The organism is Cupriavidus sp. CP313 (genome assembly GCF_054072015.1).
On record NZ_JBSVZB010000036.1, the window covers coordinates 45,370 to 66,495 of the forward strand.

At 68.7% G+C, this 21,126-nt stretch carries 23 protein-coding genes; 8 read left to right on the top strand and 15 right to left on the bottom strand.

What is annotated here, in order from left to right; genetic code table 11:
* The first annotated feature begins 2 nt into the window (after positions 1-2).
* From ACW4E8_RS33885 to ACW4E8_RS33910, 6 genes are read left to right on the top strand one after another with little or no spacing between them, the layout of a single operon-like run.
* A complete protein-coding gene (locus ACW4E8_RS33885) occupies positions 3-830 on the top strand; it encodes an alpha/beta fold hydrolase (protein ID WP_456808500.1) in 828 nt (275 codons plus the stop codon).
* A 16-nt stretch (positions 831-846) separates the two neighbouring features.
* Positions 847-1,902 (top strand): 2,5-dihydroxypyridine 5,6-dioxygenase, encoded by a 1,056-nt coding sequence (locus tag ACW4E8_RS33890; RefSeq protein ID WP_456808501.1) that lies wholly within the window; start codon positions 847-849, stop codon positions 1,900-1,902.
* A gap of 2 nt (positions 1,903-1,904) precedes the next feature.
* The gene (locus ACW4E8_RS33895; protein WP_456808502.1) at positions 1,905-2,531 is read left to right on the top strand and encodes an N-carbamoylsarcosine amidohydrolase; all 627 of its coding nucleotides are present in this window, start codon (positions 1,905-1,907) and stop codon (positions 2,529-2,531) included.
* Positions 2,532-2,577: 46 nt separating this feature from the next.
* Positions 2,578-4,971 carry a xanthine dehydrogenase family protein molybdopterin-binding subunit gene (locus ACW4E8_RS33900; protein WP_456808503.1) on the top strand — a complete coding sequence of 798 codons (2,394 nt, stop codon included), beginning with the start codon at positions 2,578-2,580 and terminating at the stop codon, positions 4,969-4,971.
* Between the two features lie 3 nt (positions 4,972-4,974).
* On the top strand, positions 4,975-5,802 hold the full coding sequence (locus ACW4E8_RS33905; RefSeq protein ID WP_456808504.1) for an FAD binding domain-containing protein: 828 nt from the start codon (positions 4,975-4,977) through the stop codon (positions 5,800-5,802).
* Between the two features lie 9 nt (positions 5,803-5,811).
* On the top strand, positions 5,812-6,981 hold the full coding sequence (locus tag ACW4E8_RS33910; RefSeq protein WP_456808505.1) for a xanthine dehydrogenase family Fe-S subunit: 1,170 nt from the start codon (positions 5,812-5,814) through the stop codon (positions 6,979-6,981).
* A gap of 35 nt (positions 6,982-7,016) precedes the next feature.
* On the opposite strand, the gene ACW4E8_RS33915 is transcribed toward ACW4E8_RS33910, so the two are convergent.
* Positions 7,017-7,613 (bottom strand): helix-turn-helix domain-containing protein, encoded by a 597-nt coding sequence (locus ACW4E8_RS33915; RefSeq protein WP_018311761.1) that lies wholly within the window; start codon positions 7,611-7,613, stop codon positions 7,017-7,019.
* Positions 7,614-7,725: 112 nt separating this feature from the next.
* Between ACW4E8_RS33915 and kbl the strand changes: the two genes are divergently transcribed.
* Together kbl and ACW4E8_RS33925 are read left to right on the top strand one after the other, a co-directional pair.
* Positions 7,726-8,925 (top strand): glycine C-acetyltransferase, encoded by a 1,200-nt coding sequence (gene kbl, locus ACW4E8_RS33920; RefSeq protein ID WP_456808506.1) that lies wholly within the window; start codon positions 7,726-7,728, stop codon positions 8,923-8,925.
* Positions 8,925-9,881, top strand: a complete 957-nt coding sequence (locus ACW4E8_RS33925) for an L-threonine 3-dehydrogenase (protein WP_456808507.1) — start codon at positions 8,925-8,927, stop codon at positions 9,879-9,881. The genes kbl and ACW4E8_RS33925 overlap by 1 nt, the downstream gene beginning before the upstream one ends.
* 4 nt (positions 9,882-9,885) lie before the next feature.
* Here ACW4E8_RS33925 and ccmI read toward each other — a convergent pair whose 3' ends face one another.
* The 14 genes from ccmI to napE all read right to left on the bottom strand — a co-directional run bounded on the left by ccmI (position 9,886) and on the right by napE (position 21,079).
* Positions 9,886-11,091 (bottom strand): c-type cytochrome biogenesis protein CcmI, encoded by a 1,206-nt coding sequence (gene ccmI / locus ACW4E8_RS33930; protein WP_456808508.1) that lies wholly within the window; start codon positions 11,089-11,091, stop codon positions 9,886-9,888.
* A complete protein-coding gene (locus tag ACW4E8_RS33935) occupies positions 11,088-11,558 on the bottom strand; it encodes a cytochrome c-type biogenesis protein (protein ID WP_456808509.1) in 471 nt (156 codons plus the stop codon). The genes ccmI and ACW4E8_RS33935 overlap by 4 nt, the downstream gene beginning before the upstream one ends.
* The gene (locus ACW4E8_RS33940; RefSeq protein WP_013952454.1) at positions 11,551-12,093 is read right to left on the bottom strand and encodes a DsbE family thiol:disulfide interchange protein; all 543 of its coding nucleotides are present in this window, start codon (positions 12,091-12,093) and stop codon (positions 11,551-11,553) included. The genes ACW4E8_RS33935 and ACW4E8_RS33940 overlap by 8 nt, the downstream gene beginning before the upstream one ends.
* Entirely contained in the window at positions 12,090-14,108 is a 2,019-nt protein-coding gene (locus ACW4E8_RS33945) for a heme lyase CcmF/NrfE family subunit (RefSeq protein ID WP_456808510.1), read from the bottom strand. The genes ACW4E8_RS33940 and ACW4E8_RS33945 overlap by 4 nt, the downstream gene beginning before the upstream one ends.
* Positions 14,105-14,578 carry a cytochrome c maturation protein CcmE gene (ccmE, locus tag ACW4E8_RS33950; RefSeq protein ID WP_456808511.1) on the bottom strand — a complete coding sequence of 158 codons (474 nt, stop codon included), beginning with the start codon at positions 14,576-14,578 and terminating at the stop codon, positions 14,105-14,107. Before ccmE ends, ACW4E8_RS33945 begins: the two co-directional genes overlap by 4 nt.
* Positions 14,575-14,718 carry a heme exporter protein CcmD gene (ccmD, locus tag ACW4E8_RS33955; protein ID WP_456808512.1) on the bottom strand — a complete coding sequence of 48 codons (144 nt, stop codon included), beginning with the start codon at positions 14,716-14,718 and terminating at the stop codon, positions 14,575-14,577. The genes ccmE and ccmD overlap by 4 nt, the downstream gene beginning before the upstream one ends.
* Positions 14,715-15,506 (bottom strand): heme ABC transporter permease, encoded by a 792-nt coding sequence (locus ACW4E8_RS33960; RefSeq protein WP_456808513.1) that lies wholly within the window; start codon positions 15,504-15,506, stop codon positions 14,715-14,717. Before ACW4E8_RS33960 ends, ccmD begins: the two co-directional genes overlap by 4 nt.
* On the bottom strand, positions 15,503-16,180 hold the full coding sequence (ccmB, locus tag ACW4E8_RS33965; RefSeq protein ID WP_456808514.1) for a heme exporter protein CcmB: 678 nt from the start codon (positions 16,178-16,180) through the stop codon (positions 15,503-15,505). The genes ACW4E8_RS33960 and ccmB overlap by 4 nt, the downstream gene beginning before the upstream one ends.
* A complete protein-coding gene (gene ccmA / locus ACW4E8_RS33970; protein ID WP_456808515.1) occupies positions 16,177-16,857 on the bottom strand; it encodes a cytochrome c biogenesis heme-transporting ATPase CcmA in 681 nt (226 codons plus the stop codon). The genes ccmB and ccmA overlap by 4 nt, the downstream gene beginning before the upstream one ends.
* Positions 16,858-16,860: 3 nt before the next feature.
* On the bottom strand, positions 16,861-17,448 hold the full coding sequence (locus tag ACW4E8_RS33975; RefSeq protein WP_456808516.1) for a cytochrome c3 family protein: 588 nt from the start codon (positions 17,446-17,448) through the stop codon (positions 16,861-16,863).
* Between the two features lie 12 nt (positions 17,449-17,460).
* Positions 17,461-17,949, bottom strand: coding sequence for a nitrate reductase cytochrome c-type subunit (locus tag ACW4E8_RS33980; protein ID WP_456808517.1), 489 nt, complete (start codon positions 17,947-17,949; stop codon positions 17,461-17,463).
* Between the two features lie 24 nt (positions 17,950-17,973).
* Positions 17,974-20,469, bottom strand: coding sequence for a periplasmic nitrate reductase subunit alpha (gene napA, locus ACW4E8_RS33985; protein ID WP_456808518.1), 2,496 nt, complete (start codon positions 20,467-20,469; stop codon positions 17,974-17,976).
* Positions 20,466-20,804, bottom strand: a complete 339-nt coding sequence (locus tag ACW4E8_RS33990) for a chaperone NapD (RefSeq protein ID WP_013952464.1) — start codon at positions 20,802-20,804, stop codon at positions 20,466-20,468. The genes napA and ACW4E8_RS33990 overlap by 4 nt, the downstream gene beginning before the upstream one ends.
* 107 nt (positions 20,805-20,911) lie before the next feature.
* Positions 20,912-21,079: a periplasmic nitrate reductase, NapE protein gene (gene napE / locus ACW4E8_RS33995; protein WP_369798867.1), complete on the bottom strand. Its 168-nt coding sequence runs from the start codon at positions 21,077-21,079 to the stop codon at positions 20,912-20,914.
* Positions 21,080-21,126: the final 47 nt, after the last annotated feature.

Here is a 21,126-nt window from a genome sequence, read left to right on the forward strand (position 1 = left end):
CCATGACCACCTTCCTTTATGGCGGCCACGTCCATACCAACGGCATTCGCCAGCACTACCTGCGCTATGGCGGAAGTGACGGCGCACGCGCCGCGCGCGATCCCGTGATCATCGTGCCGGGCATCACCAGCCCGGCAATCACCTGGGGCTTCGTCGGCGAGCGCTTTGGCTCCAGCTTCGATACCTATGTGCTGGACGTGCGCGGGCGTGGCCTGTCGTCGGCCGAGGCCGGGCTGGACTACAGCCTCGACGCCCAGGCCCGCGACGTGGTGGCCCTTGCCGAGGCGCTCGGCCTGCGCCGCTACAGCGTGGTCGGCCATTCGATGGGCGCGCGCATCGGCGTGCGCGCCGCGGCGGGCCGGCCTGACGGCCTGGCCAGGCTGGTGCTGGTCGATCCGCCGGTGTCGGGGCCCGGGCGCCGCGCATATCCCGCGCAACTGCCGTGGTATGTGGATTCCATCCGCTTGTCGCGCCAGGGCACCGATGTGGAAGGCATGCGCCGCTTCTGCCCGACCTGGACCGACGAACAGCTGCGCCTGCGCGCCGAATGGCTGCATACCTGCAACGAAGACGCCGTGGTGCGCAGCTTCGAGGATTTCCATCGCGACGACATCCATGCGGACATGCCCCGGGTCACCGTGCCGACGCTGCTGGTGACCGCCGGGCGTGGCGACGTGGTGCGCGCTGAAGACGTGGCGGAGATCCGCACGCTGCTGCCGGGGGTGCTGGTCAGCCACGTTGCCGGCGCCGGCCACATGATCCCGTGGGATGACGAAGCGGGCTTTTACGCGGCGCTGGGGGATTTCCTCGGCGCGCCGCTGACGCGATGACCCTCAAGGAGCCGACATGCCGGTAAGTGACCACCAGATGATCGAGGCCTGGCGCAAGGTGCTGAAGCTGTCCCGGCTGGAGCCGGGACAGACCGTCACCATCCTGACCAGTGCCGCTACCCACCCGCAGACGCTCTCCACCGCGCTGATCGCCACGCAGGCGATGGGTGCCATCGTCAACCGGCTCGACCTGCCGCCCGTCAACGGCGAGAAGGCGCTGAGCCGCGACGCGCTGGCCTACCTGGGCACGACCCCGCTCACGGGCAACCGTGCCGCGATTGCCGCGCTCAGGGAAAGCGACCTGGTGCTGGACCTGATGACGCTGCTGTTCTCCCCCGAGCAGCACGACATCCTGAAGGGCGGCACCAGGATCCTGCTGGCCGTCGAGCCGCCCGAGGTGCTGGTGCGCCTGGTGCCTTGCGAGGCCGACCGCGAGCGCGTCAAGGCCGCCTCCGAGCGGCTCGCCCGCGCAAAGGAAATGCATGTGGTGTCGCCGGCCGGCACCGACCTGCGCTGCCCGCTGGGCGAGTTCCCGGCCATCAGCGAGTACGGTTTTGTCGACGAGCCCGGGCGCTGGGATCACTGGCCCAGCGGTTTCGCGCTGACCTGGCCCAACGAAGGCGCTGCCAACGGCACCATCGTGCTGGAGCGCGGCGACATCCTGCTGCCGCAGAAGACCTACGTCACCGAGCCGGTCACGCTGACGGTGGAGGGCGGCTTCGCCACGCGCATCGAAGGCGGCCTGCACGCCGAACTGCTGAGCGAGTACATGGCCTCCTTCAACGACCCGCAGGCCTATGCCATCTCGCATATCGGCTGGGGGCTGCAGCCGCGCGCGCACTGGTCCACGCTGGGGCTGTACGATCGCGAGGCCACCATCGGCATGGACGCGCGCGCCTTCGAGGGCAACTTCCTGTTCTCGCTCGGCCCCAATAACGAAGCCGGCGGCAGCCGCACCACGGCCTGCCATATCGATATTCCCGTGCGCAACTGCACCGTCCGCCTGGACGGCGTGGATGTGGTGACCCGCGGCAAGGTCACGGACGGGTTCCGCTACCCGGAGGAGAAGTAGCCATGGACAAGGAGATCGGCGCGTACCAGCGCCAGGGCTTCGGCAACGACCTGGAACTGGCGGGCCCGTTCGGGCTGCTGGTGGTCGATTTCGTCAACGGCTTTGCCGATCCGGAGGTGTTCGGCGGCGGCAATATCCGCGAGGCCATCGCCAACACCGTGCCGCTGCTGGCCGTGGCACGGCGCGAAGGCTGGGCGATTGCGCATAGCCGCATCGTCTTTGCAGACGACGGATCGGACCACAACATCTTCTCCATGAAGGTGCCGAACATGCTGTCGCTGAAGGAGCGCGCGCGCAACAGCGCCATCGTCGAAGAACTGGCGCCCCGGGCCGGCGAGCTGGTGGTGCGCAAGACCGTGCCGTCGGCATTCTTCGGCACGTCGCTGGCCGCCTGGCTGACGCAGCGCGGCGTGCGCACGCTGGTGGTGGCCGGCGCGGTGACCAGCGGCTGCGTGCGCGCCAGCGTGGTGGACGCCATGCAGTACGGCTTCCGGCCGCTGGTGCTGTCGGATTGCGTCGGCGACCGGGCGCTTGGACCGCACGAAGCCAACCTGTTCGACATGGAACAGAAATATGCGACGGTCACCACGCGCGCAGAAGGGCTGGCGGCCATCGGGGTGCGCGAATGAGCGCTTGCGTGAATCATCAGACGGCGTCATCAGGGCGGACAAAACCATGACATGTTCGACGGAACCGGATCATTCAGAGGCAGGGCGCGGCCAGGGCGTGGGAGCCCGGGTGGCGCGCAAGGAAGACGCCAGGCACCTGCACGGCAAGGGGCGCTTTGTCGCGGACATTGCCATGCCGGACCTGCAGGAGGTGGCATTCCTGCGCAGCCCCGTGGCGCATGCCAGGCTGTTGTCCGTGACCAAGCCCGCGCGCCACGCGCAAGCGGTGATCGTGCGCGAAGACATGGCGGCGGCGCGGGACATCGTCGCGGATTCGGCGTTCCCGTCCTACCAGCCGTCGGCGCAGGCGCCGCTGGCCAGCGGCAAGGTGCGCTTTGTCGGCGAGCCCGTTGCCATGGCGTTTGCCCCCACGCGCGCCGAAGCCGAGGACATCGCCGAGCAGGTGGCGGCCGAGTTCGACGAGCTGCCCGCGCTGACCGACGTGGCGCAGGCCCGCCAGCTCGCCGGCGAGGTGCGCGTGCACGAACACTGGCGCGACAACACCTTCCTGACGCTGAATGTCGACAAGAACTTCGAGGCGCGCCAGCGCGAGGCATCCGTCGTCGTCCACCGCAAGGTCAACCTGGCGCGCCAGTGCATGGTGCCGATGGAGGGCAAGGCGGTGCTGGCCTACTGGGACCACCAGTTCGACCAGCTGGTGGTGTACAGCGCCACCCAGGTGCCGCATATGATCCGGACCATCCTGAGTCATTGCCTGGACCTGGACCAGGCGCGCGTTCGGGTGATCTCGCCGGACGTGGGCGGCGCCTTCGGCTACAAATGCGTGCTGCAGCAGGAAGAGCTTTGCATTGCCTGGCTGGCGCTGACCTACAAGCGGCCGTTCCGCTTTATCGAGGACCGACGCGAGCACCTGACCGCCGGCGCCAACTCGCGCGAGCACCACTACGATCTGACCGCCTATGCTGATGCCCGCGGCCGCCTGCTGGCGCTGGACGCGAAGATCGCCATCGACGGCGGGGCCTATTCCGTCTGGCCCTTCACCATCGGGCTCGAGCCAGGCCAGGCGATCGGCAACCTGCCCGGGCCCTATGCCTTTGACGGGTACCGCTGCGAAACCACTTGCGTGGCCACCAACAAGCCGGGCTTCGTGCCGTATCGCGGCGTGGCCCGGACCGGCGTCTGCTTCGCCATGGAACTGATGATCGATGCGATCGCGCGCGAGGTGGGGCGCGAGCCGTGGGAAGTGCGCATTGAAAACCTGGTGCCGCCGCAGGCCATGCCTTACGTCAACGTGACCAACAAGCACTTCGACGGCGGCGACTACCCGGCCAGCGTGCGCCAGGCGATGGAGATGATCGACCTGCCCGCGATCCGCGCGCGGCAGCAGGCGGGTCCGCAGGGCAGCCGCTATGTCGGCGTGGGCTTTGGCACCTACACCGAGCAGTCGGCGCATGGCACCTCGGTATTCGCGGCCTGGGGCACGCCGGTGATCCCCGGCTTTGACTCGGCCACGGTGCGCATCACGCCGGACGGCGGGCTCGAAGTGCGTGTCGGCGTGCATTCGCATGGCCAGGGTATGGAGACCACGTTCGCGCAGATTGCCCACGAGATCCTGGGCATCGATATCGGACGGATCAAGCTGGTGCACGGCGATACCGGGCTGACGCCGTTCTCCACCGGCACCTATGCCTCGCGCTCGCTGGTGATGTCGGGCGGCGCGGTATCGCGGGCATGCAAGGCACTGCTGCCGCGGCTGCGGAAGATTGGCGCGCATATGCTCGGGCAGCCTGCGGAGGCGGTGACGTTCGCCGCCGGCCAGGTGCGCGCGAGCGACGCCGCCATCGATATCGGCCGCATTGCCGACGCCTGGTACATCAATCCCCACCTGTTGCCGCCCGATGTGGATGCGCAAGGGCTGGAGGTCACCATGGGCTTCAAGCCCGCGGTCGATACCGGCAGCTTCACCTACGCCACGCACGCGGTCGCGGTGGAAGTTGACATCGATTCCGGCCATGTCGAGATCCTGGACTACGTGGTGGTGGAAGACTGCGGCACCATGATCAATCCGATGGTGGTCGAGGGCCAGACCTATGGCGGCGTGGCGCAGGGCATCGGCACCGCGATGTTCGAAGAGATGCGCTATGACGGCAACGGACAGCCGCTGGCCTCCACGCTGGCGGACTACATGCTGCCCGGGCCGACCGAGATTCCGTCGATCCGCATCCATCATTTCGAGACGCCGTCGCCGCATACGGAATTCGGCGCCAAGGGGATGGGCGAGGGCGGTGCCATCGCACCGCCGGCGGCGATCTTCAACGCGGTGAACGACGCCTTGCGCGACTTCGGCGTCGAACTGCAGGAAACGCCGCTGACCCCGAGAAAGATCCTTGAAGCGCTGGATGCGGCAGTAGCCGGCGCACAAAGCAAGAAGGCAGCCTGACCGATGAAAGCCGTCGCTTTTTCCTATCATGAGCCCGGCTCGCTGCCGGAGGCGCTGGCCCGCCTTGGCGCGGGCACCGATGTGGCCAAGGCCATGGGCGGAGGCCAGTCGCTCGGCCCGATGCTGAACCTGCGGCTGACCCGTCCCGACACGGTGGTCGATGTGTCGGGGCTGGCCGAACTGCGGCAAGTCGCGTCCACCCCCGATGGCATCCGCATCGGCGCCTGCGTGACCCATGCGCAGATCGAGGACGGCGTGTTCGCGCCGCTGCGCGGCACCATGCTGCAGGCCGTGGCGGGCGGCATTGCCTACCGCGCGATCCGCAACCGCGGTACCGTGGGCGGCAGCCTGGCCCATGCGGACCCGGCCGCGGACTGGGTGGTGGCGATGACCGCGCTGGGTGCGCGCATCGAGATAGCATCCGGCACCGGCACGCGTGAGGTGCCCATGGAGGCCTTCATGATCGGCGCCTACACCACGGTGCTGGCCGACGGCGAGCTGATCGCCGCCGTGCGCGTGCCGCATGCCAGCGCGCACAGCCGCTGGGGCTACCAGAAGCTGTGCCGCAAGACCGGCGAGTTTGCCGAAGCCAGCTGCGCCGCGTACTTCGATGCCAGCCGCCGCTTCGCACGCATCGTGCTCGGCGCGCTGGACGGGCCGCCGGTGGTGCTGCCCGGACTCACGCGCGCGGTTGCGGCACAAGGCGCAGCGGCGCTCACGGCCAGTGCCGTGGAAGAAGCGGTGGCGCAGGCCGCGCCGGGCAAGGACGCCATCGACCGCAAGCTTTACCGTACCGTCGTGATGCGCTGCGTCACGCAAATGCTGAACTGAGGAGTGCCCGTGCAGACCATCGAATTCAATGTCAACGGCCGCCGGGTTTCCGGCGCGTGCGCGGACCGGACGCACCTGGGCGACTTCCTGCGCGACACGCACCGGCTGACCGGCACCCACCTAGGCTGCGAGCACGGCGTGTGCGGCGCCTGCACCGTGCTGCTCGACGACAAGCCGGTGCGGTCGTGCATCACCTTCGCCGCCGCCTGCCAGGGCGCCGACATCGTCACCGTCGAAGGCTACCAGGACGATGCCGTCATGGCCGACCTGCGCGCCGCGTTCAACCAGCATCACGCGCTGCAGTGCGGCTTCTGCACGCCGGGCATGCTGGCGACCGCGCGCGACATCGTGCTGCGCCTGCCCGATGCGGACGACGCCACCATCCGCCATGAGCTGTCGGGCAACCTGTGCCGCTGCACTGGCTATATGGGAATCGTCGCCGCCATCCGCTCCGTACTGGACGCACGCCGCGACGCAGCCGGCGTGATTGCGCGGCACGTCGCGGGCGCGGCGCCGGCCGAAGCGCCGTTCACCGGTTTTGCCGTTGCGGACGAAGCGCTCGGCACGCTGCCGCACCTGGCCGCCGGCACCGGCGCCGAGGCGGAACGGTCAGCCGACCGCAAGGGCTGGTCGCGCATCGAAGGCAGCTTCACCGTCCCCTACGCGCTCGACGCGGTATGGGCCTTCATGGCTGACCTGCCGGCCGTGGCGGGCTGCCTGCCGGGTGCGGTGCTCACTGAAATGGCGGGGGAGAAGGTCAAGGGCCATATTGCCATCAAGTTCGGCCCGATGTCCGCGAGGTTCGACGGCGCCGCGCGCCTGCAGCGCGACGACGCGCTCAAGCGCGGCGTGCTGAAGGGCGCGGGTCAGGACTCGCTCAGCAACTCCAAGGCCGCGGGCGACATCGCCTACCAGCTGAAGGCGCTCTCCGCGCGCGAGACCGAAGTCGCGGTCGACCTGCAGTATTCGCTGCAAGGGCCGCTGGCGCAGTTTTCGCGGTCGGGGCTGGTGCGGGATTTCGTGCGGCGCATGATCGCCGATTTTGGAAAGTCGGTGGCGCGCCGGATGGACCCGACGCTGAGCGATGCCGAACGCAACCAGGCGGTACGCCTCAATCCCGTGGCGATGTTCTTCGGCGTGCTGTGGGAGCGGGTCAAACGGTGGTTCGGCGCCCGCTGAACCCGCCCGCCGGGCTGTCGCAACCCTTGCCCGCGTCAGCCCGGATGCACTACAACCAGTAGTGCGGTGGCAGTGGTCTTGCCGCCATTGGAGATCGCATGTGCGACATCGGCCGCATAGCGCGCGGTCTCGCCGTGCCTCAGCTTCTTCTCATCGGCGCCCGCGCGCACCGTCATCGATCCGCTCAGCACCGACAGGTGTTCCTGGGTGCCGGCCTCGTGCGGCTCGGAGGCCAGCACGCCGCCGGCCTGGATGGTCAGCTCATACCACTCGAAGCGCCCGGCCAGGTCAATCGGGCCCAGGATGCGCAGGTCGCAGCGGGTATCGGGGCTTTTCAGCGACGGCGTGGCATGCGGCTGGATCACGGTGATGCCGCCGCCCGGCCGCTCTGCCGCGCCGCCGGCCAGGAAATCCGTCAGGCTCACGCCCAGCGCATTGGCCAGGCGCCACAGCACCGCCACGGTGGGGTTGGCCAGGTTGCGTTCGATCTGCGACAGCATCGACTTGGATACGCCGGCACGGCGCGACAGTTCATCGAGCGACAGGCGCTGCTGCTGGCGCAGCGCCTGCAGCGCCATGCCGACGGCGGGCGGCCCGTCGGCCTGTGGCATCTGGGCAAGGGCTTGCGTCATGGGAGAATGTTCGTTATATTGCGCAAAATGTTCGATATACAGAACGTGTTCGATTTATCGATCAGATGCTAGCACGCCCGCCTAGCACACCGCCACCACCGGGAGCCAAGCCATGTCGAATGCCGAGGCATTCTATGCATCCATCCGTACTGAACTCGAAAGCATCCGCGCGGCGGGGCTGTTCAAGAATGAGCGCGTGATCGCCACGCCGCAGGGTGCGCGGGTGCGCACCACCGACGGCCGCGAGGTCATCAACCTGTGCGCCAACAACTACCTTGGCTTGTCGTCGCACCCGCAGGTGATCGAGGCCGCGCACGAAGCGCTGCGCACGCATGGCTTCGGGCTGAGCTCGGTGCGCTTTATCTGCGGCACGCAGGACCTGCACAAGACGCTGGAGGCGCGGCTGTCGGCCTTCCTCGGCACCGAGGACACCATCCTCTATGGCTCGGCCTTCGATGCCAATGGCGGTTTGTTCGAAACGCTGCTGGGCGCGGAAGACGCGGTCATCAGCGATGCGCTCAACCATGCCTCGATCATCGACGGCATCCGCCTGTCCAAGGCACGCCGCTACCGCTACCAGCACAACGACATGGACGACCTGCGCGTGCAGCTGGAGCAGGCGCGGGCCGACGGTGCGCGCTACACGCTGGTGTTTTCCGATGGCGTGTTCTCGATGGACGGTACCGTGGCGCGGCTGGACGAGATGCGCGCGATCTGCGATGCGTACGGCGCGCTGCTGGGCATCGACGAATGCCATGCCACCGGTTTCATGGGACAGCGCGGGCGCGGCACGCATGAGGCGCGCGGCGTGTTCGGCAAGATCGACATCATCACCGGCACGCTGGGCAAGGCGCTGGGCGGCGCCTCCGGCGGCTTCACCAGCGCGCGCAAGGAAGTCGTGGCGCTGCTGCGCCAGCGCTCGCGGCCGTACCTGTTCTCCAATACGGTGGCGCCGGCCATCGTGGGCGCGTCGATCGCGGTGCTCGATATCCTGGAGGCCAGCACCGAGCTGCGCGACCGGCTGGAGGTCAATACCAGGTTCTTCCGCGCGGGGCTGGACCAGCTGGGCTTCGACGTCAAGGCGGGCGACCACCCCATCATCCCGATCATGGTCTACGACGCCGACAAGGCGCAGCAGCTCGCGCAGCGGCTGCTGGAACTGGGCGTGTACGTGGTGGGCTTCTTCTACCCGGTGGTGCCCAAGGGCCAGGCGCGCATCCGCGTGCAGATGAGCGCGCTGCATGACGAGGCCGCGCTGCAGGCGGCGCTGGATGCCTTTGGCCAGGCTGGCCGCGAACTGGGGCTGATCTGATGGAAGATGGCAAACCGAAGGTCCTGATCGTCGGCGCCAACGGCCAGATCGGGTCCGAGCTGGCACTGGCGCTGGCCGAGCGCTACGGGCGCACCAATGTGATCACCTCCGACGTGGTGCCCACCGGCCGCCATGTGCACCTGACGCACGAGATGCTCAACGCCACCGACCGCGGCGAGCTGGCGACCGTGGTCGAGCGCCATGGCATCACGCAGGTCTACCTGCTGGCGGCCGCGCTGTCCGCCACCGGTGAAAAGGCGCCGCAGTGGGCCTGGAACCTCAATATGACCAGCCTGCTCAATGTGCTGGAACTGGCGCGGCAGACCGGGCTGGAGCGGGTGTTCTGGCCAAGCTCGATCGCAGCCTTCGGCCCGACCACGCCTGCCGGACAGACACCGCAGAAGACCGTGATGGAGCCCACCACCGTCTACGGCATCTCCAAGCAGGCGGGCGAGGGCTGGTGCCGCTGGTATCACGCCAACCACGGCGTGGATGTGCGCAGCGTGCGCTATCCCGGCCTGATCTCGCACAAGACCCCGCCCGGCGGCGGCACCACCGACTATGCGGTCGACATCTTCCATGCGGCGGTGAAGGGCGAGCCCTACACCTGCTTCCTGAAGGAAGACGAGGCCCTGCCGATGATGTACATGCCCGATGCGATCCGCGCCACCATCGAACTGATGGAAGCGCCGGCCGACAAGCTGAGCGAGCGCGGCAGCTACAACATCGCCGGCATGAGCTTCACGCCCGCGCAGATTGCAGCGGCCATCCGCGAGCAGGTGCCGGGCTTCGAGATCCGCTATGAACCCGACTATCGCCAGGCGATTGCGCAGGGTTGGCCGGATTCGATCGACGATTCGGTCGCGCGCGCGGACTGGGGCTGGAAGGCAGAGTACGGCTTGAAGGAGATGGTGGCGGACATGCTGGCCAACCTGAAGGCGACGCTGCCCGCCTGAGCCGCTACGGGGCAATCGCGCCGTCGATGGCGATGCGGATGCCCTCGGTGCCGACTGCCACCGGTCCGGTGCGCCCCACCAGGTCCCCGGCCTTCGGCAAGGCACTGCCGCTGGCCGAAATCCGCGCTTCCAGCATGACCTGTTGCTGCCCTGACAGCCGGTGGTCGGGCCGCATCGCCATCGCATCATCCAGCGTGAACGACAGCGGCAGGTCGCGCGCCTGGCGACGCAGCACCGCCAGCGGCATGCGTGACCCGTTAGCGGGCAGCGCATAGACAAAGAGCGTGTCGCCGGGTTGCGGCGTGCGCCCGGCCTTTTCGCTGAGCGTGACCATGCCGGTGATCTTCGGGGTTTGCGCCGCGGCAGCCGTGCCGCGCGCGGCGGCGAGGTTGGCGGCGATGCGCGCCGCGGTCTGCGAATCCGCCGGCAGCAGCCGGTACAGGTGTTCCCAATATCCGATCGCCGCCTGCTTGTCGCCGCGTTCGGCCGCGGCGCTGGCCGCAAGCGCCAGTGCTTTGGGGTCGTCCGGGTCCAGCGCCAGGGCCTGGCGCATTTGCGCCATGGGCGGGCCTTCCAGCGAGCCGCCGTTCAGGCTGGCCAGCACATCGGCGTAGTCGGAGCGCAGCGCGGCCACGTCCGGCGCCAGTTCGACGGCGCGCGCGTACGCCGCGGCGGCGTCGGCATGGCGTTCCATCACACTGTATGAGCGCGCCAGCATGGCCCAGCCCTGCGCATCGCCGGGCGACTCGCGCAGGCGCTGCGCCAACTGGTTCACCATGCCCTCGACCTGCGCGCCGCTCAGCTGGTGCTGGCTGCCGCTGGCTTCGGGCAGGTCGTCGGCACGCCAGAGGGCGACCGGGTTGCCCAGGTGCAGGTACAGCAGGATGGCGGCGCTGGGAAGCAATGCTAGCAGCAGCGCGGCGAGCAGGGGCGAGGTGCCGGCCCGTCCCGTTCCGGTGGCGGCGACGGCGGCGTCATCGAGCAGCCGGCGGCCGAGTTCGTCGCGGGCTTCGGCGTGGCGCGCCGCGGTGAGGGTGCCGCCGCGCAGGTCGGTGTCCAGCTCGCGCAGCTGGTCGTGGTACAGGTCAACCAGCAAGGTGCGCTCCGGCGTGCCCGGGTCTGGCGCTGCCTGGCGGCGCAGCAGCGGCCACAGCAGGCAGGCCGTGGCGGCGGCGATCAGGGCGGCGGCGAGCAGCCAGAAGGTGGTCATGGCTGGCGGTGCTGTACGGGTGTTGCGGCCGATTCGTCCAGCAAGTCCGCAAGCTGGCGCTGCGCGCTGGCGTCCAGCGTCGCATCCGCCTGGCGATTGCGCGAGCGCGCGCGAAGGATCGCGGCCGCCACGCCGGCCACCAGCAGCAGCGGGCCGAACCACAGCAGCCACGTCAGCGGCCGCAGCGGCGGCTTGTACAGCACGAAGTCGCCATAGCGCTGGACCAGGTAGTCCTTCACCGCCTCGTCGCTGGCGCCGCCGCGCAACTGCGCGCGGATCTGGCGCCGCAGGTCGACCGCCAGGTCGGCGTTGGAGTCGGCCAGGGTCTGGTTCTGGCAGACCAGGCAGCGCAACTCGTTGGAGAGCGCGTGCACGCGGGCATCGAGTTCGGCTTCCGTCAGCGCCATCGCCTGCAGCGAAACGCAGCAAAGCCACACGGCAAGCGTTGCGCGAATCCGGCTACGCATGGCTGCCTCCCTGCCGTTCCAGCTGCTCGATCAGCGGGATCAGCTTGCGCTCCAGCACCTCGCGCGTGACCGGGCCCACCTGGCGGTAGCGCACCACGCCGTGCTGGTCGATGACAAAGGTCTCGGGCACGCCGTAGACGCCGTAGTCGATGCCGACGCGGCCGTCGGCATCGACCAGCGAAGCCGCATAGGGGTTGCCCAGCCGCTGCAGCCAGTCGCGCGCGGCGCCGGTCTCGTCCTTGTAGTTGAGGCCATACAGCGGCACCGGCGAGCGCGCGGCAAAATCCACCAGCAACGGATGCTCGGTGCGGCAGGCCGCGCACCACGACGCCCACACGTTCAGCAACCAGACCTTGCCGCGCATGTCGGCACTGGCCAGCGTGCGGCCTTCGGGTTCGAGCAGCGGCAGGCGGAACGCCGGCGCGGCCTTGCCGACCAGCGGCGAGGGCAGTTCACGCGGGTCGTGGCGCAGCCCGGCGGCCAGCGCGACGGCAAGGGCAAGGAAGGCGGCCAGCGGCAGCAGGAAGCGCGTCATGCGGGCGTCTCCTCATGGACGGAGGCCAATGCCGGCACTGCGGGCGCATCCGGCGCGGCTGGCGCGGCGGCAGGATTGGCGGCACGGCGGCGCAGCCGGTAACGCTTGTCGCAGACGGCCAGCAGCCCGCCCAGCGCCATCAGCACGCAGCCGGCCCAGATCCAGTCGACAAAGGGCTTGACGTGGATGCGCACGGCCCAGGCGCTGCCATCGACATTCTCGCCCAGCGCCACGTAGAGGTCGCGCGCCAGGCCGCTGTCTATCGCGGCCTCGGTGGTGGGCATGTCCTGGCTGCGGTAGATGCGGCGCTCCGGGTGGAGCAGTGCTACCCGCTTGCCGTCACGCGAGGCCACCAGCGTGCCGCGCAGCGCGTCGTAGTTGGGGCCGCCGGCCTGGGTCACGCCGGCAAAGCGGAAGTCATAGCCGCCCACGCTGACACTGTCGCCGGCGCGCATGGGCAACTCGCGCAAGCTTTCCTGGCCGGATACCAGCGTCACGCCGGCGATAAAGACGCCCACGCCGGCGTGGGCGAGCAGCATGCCCCAGTAGCTGGGCGTGAACTGGTGCAGCGCGGCCAGGCGGCGCCCTTGCTGTTGGCGCAAACGCGCCGCGAGGCTGGCCACGGCGCTCAGCACGCACCAGGCCGCCAGCAGCAGCCCCAGCCCGCTCAGCGCCGACGCATTGCGCAGCACCAGCAGCAGCCCCAGCCCGATGGCCGCGCTGGCCATGGCGGCCCAGCGCAGGCGGCGCGCCATGTCGGGCAGGCTGCCGTGGCGCCAGCGCGCCAGCGGCGCGGCGCCCATCAGCAGCACCGCGGGGGCCATCAAGGGCACGAAGACTTGCTCGAAATACGCCGGGCCGACCGAGATCTTGCCCAGCCCCAGTACATCGACCAGCAGCGGGTAGAGCGTGCCCAGCAGCACCGTGGCGGCGGCCACCGCCAGCAGCACGTTGTTGGCCAGCAGCATCGACTCGCGCGAGACCGCCGCAAACGCCACGCGCCGCGCCAGCCGTGGCGCGCGCCATGCATACAGCGCCAGCGCCAGCCCGGTCACCAGCCCCAGCAGCGCCAGGATGAAGACGCCGCGCTTCGGGTCCACGGCGAAGGCGTGGACGGAGGTCAGCACGCCGGAACGGACCAGGAAGGTGCCCAGCAGGCTCAGCGAGAAAGTGAAGATGGCGAGCAGCACGGTCCAGGCGCGGAAGGCGCCGCGCTTCTCGGTGACCGCCAGCGAATGCATCAGCGCGGTGCCGGCCAGCCACGGCATGAACGAGGCGTTCTCGACCGGGTCCCAGAACCACCAGCCGCCCCAGCCCAGCTCGTAGTAAGCCCAGGCGCTGCCCAGCATGATGCCCAGCGTCAGGAAGGCCCACGCCACCGTGGTCCACGGCCGCGACCAGCGTGCCCAGGCGGCATCGACGCGCCCGGCCAGCAGCGCCGCCACGGCAAAGGCAAAGGTCACCGAGAAGCCCACATAGCCCATGTAGAGCAGGGGCGGGTGGAACACCATGCCCGGGTCCTGCAGCAGCGGGTTGAGGTCGCGGCCTTCCATCGCCGGCGGCAGCAGCCGCACGAAGGGGTTGGAGGCGAACAGCAGGAACGCCAGGAAGCCGGCGCTGATCGCGCCCATCACGGCCAGCACGCGGGCCACGGCGGCCAGCGGCAGCTGCCGGCTGCACAGCGACACGGCCAGCGACCACAGGCCCAGCATCAGCGTCCACAGCAGCATCGAGCCCTCGTGCCCGCCCCAGACCGCGGCGACGCGGTAGGCCAGCGGCAGCGCGCTGTTGGCGTTGGCGGCGACATAGCGCACGCTGAAGTCGTTGCTGACGAAGGACCAGGTCAGCGCGGCGAAGGACAGCGCCACCAGCAGGCACTGCACGCGCGCGGCGGGGCGCGCCAGCGCCATCCACGCCAGCTGGCCGCGCGCGGCCCCGGCCAGCGGCACCACGGCCTGCACCAGCGCGACGAGCAGCGCCACGATCAGCGCGAAATGGCCGAGTTCCGCGATCACTGGCGCACTCCCTGGGCCGGCGCAGCCTCGGCCATGCGGCGCTTCACCTGTTCGGCCTGCTTGAGTGCGTCGGCGGCTTCCGGCGGCATGTAGTTTTCATCGTGCTTGGCCAGCACCTCGCTGGCGATGAAGGTGCCGTCCGCCTGCAGCTGGCCGCGCGCCACCACGCCCTTGCCTTCGCGGAACAGGTCGGGCAGCAGGCCGCGGTACAGCACCGGCACCTGGCGCGCCGTGTCGGTGACCACGAAGCGCACCGTCATGCCGTCGCCCTCGCGCCGGATCGAGCCGGGTGCCACCAGCCCGCCCAGCCGGAAGCTGCGTGCCACCGGCGCCTCCTGCGCGGCGACCTGGCTGGGACTGAAGAAGAACACCAGGTTGGAGCGGAAGGCATTGAGCACCAGCGCCGCCGCGATGCCGCAGCAGGCCAGCGCCGCGGCAAGCAGCCCGAAGCGGCGCTGGCGTGGTGTCATTGGCCGGCTTCCTGGCGCGTGGCACGGCAGCGGCGGGCCAGCAGCACCAGCTCCAGCGCCAGCAGCACCGCGCTCACGCCGAAGGCGCCGGCGATGAAGAAGCCGTGATGTCCGTAGGGCAGCAGCGAGGACAGCGTCATGAGGTTTCTCCGGGAACCATGGCCGGGCCGTGCGGCACCTCGCCGCGTTCGCGCAGGATGCAGCGCACGCGCACCAGCGCCACCGCCACCGTGTACATCCAGTACGCCATCGTCATCAGCAGCATGCCAGCCAGCATGGTGGCCGCCATCGACGGCGCCGCGGTCAGGCTGACCGATGCGCCCTGGTGCAGCGTGTTCCACCACTGCACCGAGAAATAGATCACCGGGATATTGATCACCCCCACCAGCGCCAGCACCGCGCAGGCGCGCTCGGCCCGGCGCGGCTCGTCGATGGCGGCTTCCAGCGCGATAAAGCCAAGGTACAGGAACAGCAGGATCAGCTCGGAGGTGAGCCGCGCATCCCAGACCCACCAGGTGCCCCAGGTGGGCTGGCCCCACAGCGCGCCGGTCCACAGCGCCAGCGCGGTGAAGAGCGCCCCGGTGGGCGCCAGCGCCGAGGCCATCATCGACGACAGCCGCGTGCGCAGCACCAGTGCCAGCGCGCAGTAGCCGGCCATGACCAGGTAGATGAACATCGACATCCACGCCGCCGGCACGTGGATGAAGATGATCCGGTAGACCTCGCCCTGCTGCGCATCGGTAGGGGCCACGCCAAAGCCGAGCCACAGTCCCGCCACCGCGAACAGCGCCGCCGCGGCAAAGAACCATGGCGCCATGCGCCCGGCCAGCGGATAGAAGCGCACCGGCGCCGCATAGGCCAGCCAGCCGCCGCGGACGGGGGGCCGCGGCGCGGCAGCGGGGTGGACGGATGGCAGCGGCTGGCTCATGCCGGCGTCTCCATGGCAATGCGCAGCCCGGCGGCGGTGGCCAACGGGCACAGGAACAGTGACAGCGCCAGGCAGGCGCCCAGCAGCGAGAACTGCGGCATCACGTCCAGCCCCGCATCGGCAGCGGCCGCTGCGCTGGCGCCGAACACCAGCACCGGCACGCACAGCGGCAGCACCAGGATGCACAGCAGCACCGCGCCGCCGCGCACGCCCAGCGTCAGCGCCGCGCCCACCGCGCCGATCAGGCTCAGCGCCGGCGTGCCGACCAGCAGCGACGCCGCCAGCAGCAGCGATGCGCTCAGGGGCAGCCCGTACTGCTGCGCCAGCAGCGGCGTCAGGAGCAGCAACGGCAGGCCGCTGGTGAGCCAGTGCGCGGCGATCTTGGCCAGCACCAGCAGTGCCAGCGGATGCGGCGACAGCAGCAGCTGGTCCAGGCTGCCATCGGCGTGCTCCTGCGCAAACAGCCGCGACAGCGACAGCATCGACGCCAGCAGTGCCGTCACCCACAGGATGCCCGGCGCCAGCGCGCGCAGCTGCTGCGGCTCGGGGCCGATCGCCAGCGGGAACAGGCTGGCGGCAATGACAAAAAACACCACGCCGCCAAGCAGGCTGCCGCGCCGCCGCCAGGACAGCGAGACATCGTGCGCGACGATGGCGGCGAGCGTGCGCATCATGCCGGCGCCCCCAGGTGCAGCACCGCGCCGCCCGCGGGCAGCAGCTGGTGCGTGGCGATCACGGCCATGCCGCCGGCGGCCAGGTGCGCGTCGAGCTGGGCATCGAAGCGCGCGCAGGCATCGGCATCCAGCGCGATGACCGGTTCATCCAGCAGCCACAGGGCGCGCTGCGCCAGCGACAGGCGCGCCAGCGCGACGCGCCGCCGCTGCCCTTGCGAGAGCGTGCGCACCGGCGCGTTTGCGACCCGCTCCAGCCCTTGCGCGGCGAGGGCGCGCGCGACGCCATCGGCACTGTCGTTCGATCCGGCCAGTCGCGCGGCAAAGCGCAGGTTTTCTGCCGGGCTCAGGTCAGGGTCGATGCCGTTGGTGTGGCCGACATAGGCCAGCGCGTGCTGATAGTCAGGGTCGGCGGCGCGCACCGGGCGGCCGCGCCAGTGCAGCGTGCCGGCATCGGCCATGGCCAGCCCGCACAGCACGCGCAGCAGGCTGGTCTTGCCGCTGCCGTTGGGGCCGAGTACCTGCAACAAGCCGCCGGGGGCGAGGTCGAGGTCGATGCCGCGCAACACCGGGCGTCCGGCGCGCGAGATGGCCAGCCCGCTGGCGCTCAGCACGGGGGCGGCGCAACGTGGGGATTCAGGCAGAAGCTCGGATGGCGGCGCGGGCGAGCGGACTTGCACGCGTCATTTCTCCTCGGCCTTGGAGATGTCGGGAAGGTGGTGCGCGATGCCCTTGTGGCAGTCGATGCAGGTCTTCTCCTTGTTGGCCAGGTAGGTGGAATGCATGGCCTGCGCGCGCGGGCTCTGGCGCGTGAAGTCCATCGACTGGTAGTCGTGGCAGTTGCGGCATTCCAGTGAATCGTTGGCCTTGAAGCGCGCCCACTCGTGCTGGGCCAGGGTGAGCCGGTGCGCCTGGAATTTTTCGCGGGTGTCGACCGTGCCGAAGATCTTGGCCCACACCTCCTTGGACGCCTGCATCTTGCGCGCCATCTTGGAGGTCCAGTTGTGCGGTACGTGGCAGTCCGAGCATTTGGCGCGCACGCCGCTGCGGTTGGTGAAGTGGATGGTGCCCTGCAGCTCCTGGTAGACGTTGTCGCGCATCTCGTGGCAGCCGGTGCAGAACTGCTCGGTGTTGGTCAGTTCCAGCGCGGTGTTGAACGCGCCCCAGAACACCACGCCGGCGATAAAGCCGCCGAGGGTCAGGAAGCCCAGGCTGAAATACGCGCTGGGCCGGTTGATGGTTCGCCAGTAACGCTTGATCAGGTCGAGCATGGCGCGCATCCGCTAGTTGGACGAGCCCTTGACGCCGGGCTTGCGCTTGAGCAGCTGCTCGACGTCAATGAAGGTGTTGCCCACCAGCGGCTTGGCGTCGGCCTGCGGCACGTGGCATTGCGTGCAGAAGTAGCGGCGCGGCGAGACGTCGGCCAGCACGTTGTTGTCGCGGTCCATGTAGTGCGTGATGCTGACCGGGATCGCCTGGGTTTCCTCGGTGCGCGTGCGGGCGTGGCAGAACATGCAGCGGTTGAAGTCCTTGTCGACCTGGTAGCCGTCGATCTTGTGCGGGATCGTCGGCGGCTGCATGGTGTAGTTGCGGGTGCGGCGGATGTCCTTGTTCTCGGTCGGGTAGAGCAGCGGCGCCTTGCTCTCGCTGGCGATGGGCGTGGGCCCGCGCATCGCGTCGACCAGGCCCTGGGCGTGCGCCGGCATTGCCAGCACGGCCAGCAGCAGCGCACACAGGGCCAGCAGGGGCATCCAGGATCGGCTTGGTTTCATGGCGTCTCCCTGTTCGATTCCGGGCTAGACCTTGACGATCTTGACCGCGCACTTCTTGAAGTCCGTCTGCAGCGAGATCGGGCAGGTGGCGTCCAGCGTCACCTTGTTGATCAGTTGGCTGGCATCGAACCACGGCACGAACACCAGCCCGCGTGGCGGCGCGTCACGCCCGCGGGTCTCCACGCGTGAGCGCATGCGCCCGCGCCGCGACACCACTTCCACCTCCACGCCGCGGCGCAGTCCCATTGCCTTGGCGTCTTCCGGGTGCATGAACACCACTGCATTGGGGAAGGAACGGTACAACTCCGGCACGCGCCGCGTCATCGAGCCCGAATGCCAGTGCTCCAGCACGCGGCCGGTGGCCAGCCAGAACGGGTATTCCTTGTCGGGCGATTCCGCGGCCGGCTCGTAGGGCAGGGCGAAGATCACCGCCTTGCCGTCGGGGTTGCCGTAGAACTGGTAGCCGGTGCCGGCCTTCACGTAAGGGTCGCTGCCCTCGCGGTAGCGCCAGCGGGTCTCCTTGCCGTTGACCACCGGCCAGCGCAACCCGCGCGCCTCGTGGTAGGCGTCGAACGGGGCCAGGTCGTGGCCGTGGCCGCGGCCGAAGGTTGCGTACTCTTCAAACAGGCCTTTCTGCACATAGAAGCCGAATGCCTTGGCCTCGGCGTTGTGGTACTCGGCGTTGACTTCCTTGAGCGGGAACTTGTCGACCTGGCCATTGCGGTAGAGTACGTCGAACAGGGTCTTGCCGCGGTACTCCGGCTTCTTCGCGATCAGCTCGGCGGGCCAGACGTCCTCGACCTTGAAGCGCTTGGAGAACTCCATCAGCTGCCACAGGTCAGAGCGCGAGTCGCCCGGCGCATCGACCAGCTGGTGCCAGAACTGCGTGCGGCGCTCGGCATTGCCGTAGGCGCCTTCCTTTTCCACCCACATCGCGCTGGGCAGGATCAGGTCGGCGGCCAGCGCGGTCACGGTGGGATAGGCATCGGACACCACCACGAAGTTCTGCGGGTTGCGGTAGCCCGGCAGGCCTTCTTCCATCAGGTTGGCAGCGGCCTGCATGTTGTTGTTGACCTGCACCCAGTAGGCATTGAGCTTGCCGTCCTTGAGCATGCGGTTCTGCAGCACGGCGTGGTAGCCCGGCTTGTCGGGGATGGTGCCCGCCGGCAGCTTCCAGATGCGCTCGGCCTCTTCGCGGTGCTTGGGGTTGGTCACCACCATGTCGGCCGGCAGCCGGTGCGAGAAGGTGCCCACTTCGCGCGCGGTGCCGCACGCCGACGGCTGCCCCGTCAGCGAGAACGGGCTGTTGCCCGGCGTGGCGATCTTGCCGGTCAGCAGGTGCAGGTTGTAGACCATGTTGTTGGCCCAGCTGCCGCGCGTATGCTGGTTGAAGCCCATGGTCCACAGCGACATCACCTTGATGTTGGGGTCGGCATAGAGCTCGGCGAGCTGGTCCAGCTTGGCCTTGGGCACGCCCGACAGCTTGCTGACATAGTCGGCGTCGTATTTGGCCACGAAGCGCGCGAAGTCATCGAAGGTGATCGGGCGCGAGGCACCGGGATCGGCAGCGTTCTTGGCCGCCTTCTGCAGCGGATGTTCCGGGCGCAGGCCATAGCCGATGTCGGTCACGCCTTCCTTGAAGACCGTATGCTTGTTGACGAAGTCCTTGTTGACCTTGTTGTTCTTGATGATGTAGTGGGCGATGTAGTTCATCATCGCCAGATCGGTCTGCGGCTTGAAGATGACCGGGATGTCGGCCAGGTCGAAGGAACGGTGCGTGAAGGTGGACAGCACCGCCACGCGCGTCTTGGGGTAGCTCAGGCGCCGGTCGGTGATGCGGGTCCACAGGATCGGGTGCATCTCGGCCATGTTCGAGCCCCACAGCACGAAGGCATCGGCGGCCTCGAAATCGTCGTAACAGCCCATCGGCTCGTCCATGCCGAAGGTACGCATGAAGCCCTGCACGGCCGATGCCATGCAGTGGCGCGCGTTGGGGTCGATATTGTTGGAGCGGAAGCCCGCCTTGTAGAGCTTGGAGGCGGCATAGCCTTCCCACACCGTCCACTGGCCGGAACCGAACATCCCCACCGCGGTCGGCCCTTTTTCCTTCAGCACGCGCTTGAACTGGCGTTCCATCTCGTCGAAGGCGCGCTCCCACGTGACCGGGGCGAATTCGCCGTTCTTGTCGTACTTGCCGTTCTTCATGCGCAAGAGCGGCTTGGTCAGCCGGTCCTGCCCGTACATGATCTTCGACAGGAAATAGCCCTTGACGCAGTTCAGGCCCTTGTTGACCTCGGCCAGCGGATCGCCCTGCGTGGCCACCACCTTGTTGTCCTTGACCGCCACGGTCACGCCGCAGCCGGTGCCGCAGAAGCGGCAGGGCGCCTTGGACCACTTCAGCTTGGTCATGTCGCTGTCGGTGACAAAGTTGGCGGCCCCGGCCGGCAGCGTCACGCCGGCAACCGATGCGGTCGCGGCGACAGCGGTCTGCTTGATGAAATCACGACGAGAGATGGTCATGTGCCTGCCTCCTCGTTCATTGCCGGGTCCATTGCTTCGTGCATCGCCTCGGCGTCTTCGTTGTGCTGGTAAACGAGCGCGGCCGACAGCACGCCCTCGAGCTGGTGCAGGTACGTCAGGTGCGCGGCAATGGCGCGCGAGGTGGGGGCTTCGATGGTGACCACGAGCTTGCCGGCATCGCTGGCTGCGTGGACTTCGGCACCGGTGATGGCTTCGATCGCGGCGCGTACCTGCGCCAGGCTGTCGGGAATGGCATGCACGACGATGCCGGCGATATGCCACTCTTCGCTCGCGGGCAGCGGCTGGATGGGGATGGCACGTCTTGCTGCGGGCATGCGCAAGCTCCGGTTCGATGCCGTTTCAGTCTGTGCTGCAGCTTTTTTTATCTGTCAAATGCCGCCCCGGTCGCGGCAAGTATTGCGCACCGGGCTTGCCGGGCCGCTCAATGTGACGGCGGACCGCTGATCAGCTGGGTCATCCAGACAATGAACCCATAGCCTGCCACGATGATGACGGAGAGTACCGGCACCATCACGGCGGTCAGGAAAAGGAAACTGCGCAGTTCTTCTTGCTTGCGCTGCGGATCGCGGGCTTCACCGGTTTCCATCATGGTTTGAAGTAATCGGCAAAAGTGATCAGGCGCGGCACCTGATGCGT

Coding starts and splice junctions, on each gene's coding strand:
- ACW4E8_RS33885 (WP_456808500.1), top strand. CDS start 3: ATGACCACCTTCCTTTATGGCGGCCACGTCCATACCAACGGCATTCGC.
- ACW4E8_RS33890 (WP_456808501.1), top strand. CDS start 847: ATGCCGGTAAGTGACCACCAGATGATCGAGGCCTGGCGCAAGGTGCTG.
- ACW4E8_RS33895 (WP_456808502.1), top strand. CDS start 1,905: ATGGACAAGGAGATCGGCGCGTACCAGCGCCAGGGCTTCGGCAACGAC.
- ACW4E8_RS33900 (WP_456808503.1), top strand. CDS start 2,578: ATGACATGTTCGACGGAACCGGATCATTCAGAGGCAGGGCGCGGCCAG.
- ACW4E8_RS33905 (WP_456808504.1), top strand. CDS start 4,975: ATGAAAGCCGTCGCTTTTTCCTATCATGAGCCCGGCTCGCTGCCGGAG.
- ACW4E8_RS33915 (WP_018311761.1), bottom strand. CDS start 7,613: ATGACGCAAGCCCTTGCCCAGATGCCACAGGCCGACGGGCCGCCCGCC.
- kbl (WP_456808506.1), top strand. CDS start 7,726: ATGTCGAATGCCGAGGCATTCTATGCATCCATCCGTACTGAACTCGAA.
- ACW4E8_RS33925 (WP_456808507.1), top strand. CDS start 8,925: ATGGAAGATGGCAAACCGAAGGTCCTGATCGTCGGCGCCAACGGCCAG.
- ccmI (WP_456808508.1), bottom strand. CDS start 11,091: ATGACCACCTTCTGGCTGCTCGCCGCCGCCCTGATCGCCGCCGCCACG.
- ACW4E8_RS33935 (WP_456808509.1), bottom strand. CDS start 11,558: ATGCGTAGCCGGATTCGCGCAACGCTTGCCGTGTGGCTTTGCTGCGTT.
- ACW4E8_RS33940 (WP_013952454.1), bottom strand. CDS start 12,093: ATGACGCGCTTCCTGCTGCCGCTGGCCGCCTTCCTTGCCCTTGCCGTC.
- ccmE (WP_456808511.1), bottom strand. CDS start 14,578: ATGACACCACGCCAGCGCCGCTTCGGGCTGCTTGCCGCGGCGCTGGCC.
- ccmD (WP_456808512.1), bottom strand. CDS start 14,718: ATGACGCTGTCCTCGCTGCTGCCCTACGGACATCACGGCTTCTTCATC.
- ACW4E8_RS33960 (WP_456808513.1), bottom strand. CDS start 15,506: ATGAGCCAGCCGCTGCCATCCGTCCACCCCGCTGCCGCGCCGCGGCCC.
- ccmB (WP_456808514.1), bottom strand. CDS start 16,180: ATGATGCGCACGCTCGCCGCCATCGTCGCGCACGATGTCTCGCTGTCC.
- ACW4E8_RS33975 (WP_456808516.1), bottom strand. CDS start 17,448: ATGCTCGACCTGATCAAGCGTTACTGGCGAACCATCAACCGGCCCAGC.
- ACW4E8_RS33980 (WP_456808517.1), bottom strand. CDS start 17,949: ATGAAACCAAGCCGATCCTGGATGCCCCTGCTGGCCCTGTGTGCGCTG.
- napA (WP_456808518.1), bottom strand. CDS start 20,469: ATGACCATCTCTCGTCGTGATTTCATCAAGCAGACCGCTGTCGCCGCG.
- ACW4E8_RS33990 (WP_013952464.1), bottom strand. CDS start 20,804: ATGCCCGCAGCAAGACGTGCCATCCCCATCCAGCCGCTGCCCGCGAGC.
- napE (WP_369798867.1), bottom strand. CDS start 21,079: ATGATGGAAACCGGTGAAGCCCGCGATCCGCAGCGCAAGCAAGAAGAA.